The sequence below is a fragment of the Pedobacter jeongneungensis genome (genome assembly GCF_039538295.1).
GTDB classification, from domain to species: domain Bacteria; phylum Bacteroidota; class Bacteroidia; order Sphingobacteriales; family Sphingobacteriaceae; genus Pedobacter; species Pedobacter jeongneungensis.
This window is the reverse complement of the sequence record NZ_BAABBY010000028.1, coordinates 1-2,733: the sequence shown is the minus strand read 5'-3', so window position 1 is coordinate 2,733 and position 2,733 is coordinate 1. Positions and strand designations below refer to the sequence as shown.

Sequence of the window (2,733 nt, the reverse complement as noted above, 5' to 3'; positions counted from 1 at the left end):
TTCGTTTACAGGGGTTTGTAATTGACTTCTCACCATTAAAGAGTTGAGAGAAGTTAAGCCCACCAGGGCCGATGGTACTGTCCCGGAACTCCGGGATGGGAGCCCCCGGTCGGTGCCAAATCTTAAAGAAACCCTTTAACAGAAACGTTAAAGGGTTTTCTTCGTTTACAGGGGTTTGTAATTGACTTCTCACCATTAAGGAGTTAAGATAAGTTAAGTGTTGTTCCTGCAGATCATGCTGATCGCCGCCGAAGCCGTTCCATCATCCATTTTGCATCTTCCAATTGTAGCGTTGAGATAAATTAAGCTCCTTGCTTAATGGCCTTAACTCTTGATGATAAAGGGAACCTAAAGCATTTCTCACCATTAAGGAGTTAAGATAAGTTAAGGGTTGTTCCCGCAGATAGCGTTGATTTCTGTAGAGGCAATTTTCCATCATCCATTTTACATCTTCCAATTAAAGAATTAAGATAAGTTAAGCTCCTTTTTTCTTAATGGCCTTAACTTCTTAATGATAAAAAGAACCTAAAGTATTTCTCACCATTAAGGAGTTAAGAGAAGTTAAGGCTGTTCCTGCAGATAGCTCCGATTGCCGCAGAGGCCGTTCCATCATCCATTTTGCATCTTCCAATTAAAGAGTTGAAATAAGTTAAGCTCCTTTTTTCTTAATGGCCTTAACTTCTTAATGATAAAAGGAACCTAAAGTATTTCACACCATTAAGGAGTTAAGAGAAGTTAAGGGTTGTTCCCGCAGATAACGCTGATCGCCGCAAGGGCCCTTCCATCATCCATTTTACATCTTCCAATTAAATAATTAAGATAAGTTAAGCTCCCTTTTCTTAATGTCCTTAACTTCTTAATGATAAAAGGAACCTAAATTATTTCTCACCGTTAAGAAGTTAAGATAAGTTAAGGGTTGTTCTTGCAGATAGCGCTGATCGCCGCAGAGGCCGTTCCGTCATCCATCTTCCATTTTACATCTTCCATCATACCTCTATTCCTGGTTATATAGCCCTGATGGGAGCGGTATCGCTTTTGGGCAAAGATGATTGCTTATGTTAGAATGGTATCCCAAAAGGATTAAGCGTACAGCAGGACGGAACCCAACCCACACGCACAGAAACCTGCGCTCCAAAAAACATTTACTAGCTTAATTTAATGCAAATAGAACTCCCTGGTACTGATAGCCTCTTTCATTTTCAACTACAATAAAATTTATTTCTTTTTCGAACAGTTTTGGGTTATTACTGTTATCATTCGTGTTAATAAGTATGATTTGTTTTAAATAAACCTGGCTAGTATAGTTTCAATGTATGTGTGGGTTAAAAGATTTGGTATATGATCACCTAAATCTAAAAAGGATTTGATATTTTGCGACATTAATAAATTAGATATGGCTTCGGGTTTTTTTGCGATTTTAGATGATATAGGTGCCTTAATGGATGATGTTGCCGTTACGGCGAAGGTGGCTGCCAAGAAAACGGCTGGTATTTTAGGAGATGACCTGGCTGTAAATGCAGAAAAATCAACGGGTTTTATTTCTTCAAGGGAGTTGCCGGTACTATGGGCAATTACAAAGGGTTCTCTAATAAATAAACTTATTATTGTTCCAATCGCCTTACTTCTAAATGTTTTTTTTCCGGTAGCGATAAAAGTAATTTTGGTATTGGGTGGTTTGTATCTGGCCTATGAGGGAGTAGAAAAGGTTGTCGAATATTTTTTTCATCGTTCTAAATCCCCGCATGTAGAAGCTAAAGAAATTATCCAGGAAGGTGATGTAGCAGAAAAGGCAAAAATCAGGTCTGCCATTACAACCGATTTTATCCTCTCCATAGAAATTGTAATTATCGCGTTAGGAAGCGTTCTGGAAGAGAAGCTCGGTATTCAAATCATGACTGTTTCAGTTGTGGCATTATTAGCTACCATCGGCGTTTATGGCATCGTGGCCATTATTGTAAGAATGGATGATGCCGGATATCATTTAATGAAAACCTCTGGAGGAAAAGGTGTGATTTCTACTACCGGAAAACTTCTCGTTCAATCACTTCCCGTTATCATCAAAATTTTAAGCATTGTCGGAACCGTCGCACTGATATTGGTATCCGGAGGAATTTTCGCGCATAATATTGCCTTTTTGCATCATATTTTTCCCGCTCTGCCATCAATCTTGCGGGAATTCGCTTTTGGGTTATTGGCCGGCTTAGCTTTAGTGTTAATTATATTTTTAGGCAAAAAACTTATGGGCCTTATCAGAGCCTGATGTAAATTATTTTAGTACTGGTTATTATTTTTTCAGTAAAGCAGGTTTTGTGCTGCTATATAAGTTTGTTCCCGCTTTTCACTACAAGTCCTCTCCCGATTGAAAAAATCGGGATGTGGGCTTTCCGTTTCAATCGGGTTTAGTTGGGGCGGGCAGGGGTTAAATACGAAGTTTCCAAGGGCGTGTGCACCGGGCTAACTTCCGTAAGTCTTTAGCATAAACCCGCCAAAACACCCAATCCTTAAAAAAGTTTTGCTTTAGGCAAAACTTTTTATTGCTGTAAACCATATACTTACAATAAACCTTTCCGTATTCCACAAATATCCCTTGGAAGCAGCGATATTTTTCCTACTTTTGCATCCCGCTTCGGAGGAAGGGTTTTAGTTGAAAGGATGGCTTAGAGATACGGAAAGCGATATTTATTTTAAAATAAATGTTGCAGGAGAGAAAAAGATTGCTACCTTTGCAGCCCG

General features: G+C 39.0%; 1 protein-coding gene. It reads left to right on the top strand.

What is annotated here, in order from left to right:
• Positions 1-1,393: 1,393 nt before the first annotated feature.
• Complete coding sequence (locus ABD769_RS24870) at positions 1,394-2,260, top strand: DUF808 domain-containing protein (protein ID WP_344854065.1); 867 nt, start codon at positions 1,394-1,396, stop codon at positions 2,258-2,260.
• Positions 2,261-2,733 lie beyond the last annotated feature (473 nt).

Coding starts and splice junctions, on each gene's coding strand:
- ABD769_RS24870 (WP_344854065.1), top strand. CDS start 1,394: ATGGCTTCGGGTTTTTTTGCGATTTTAGATGATATAGGTGCCTTAATG.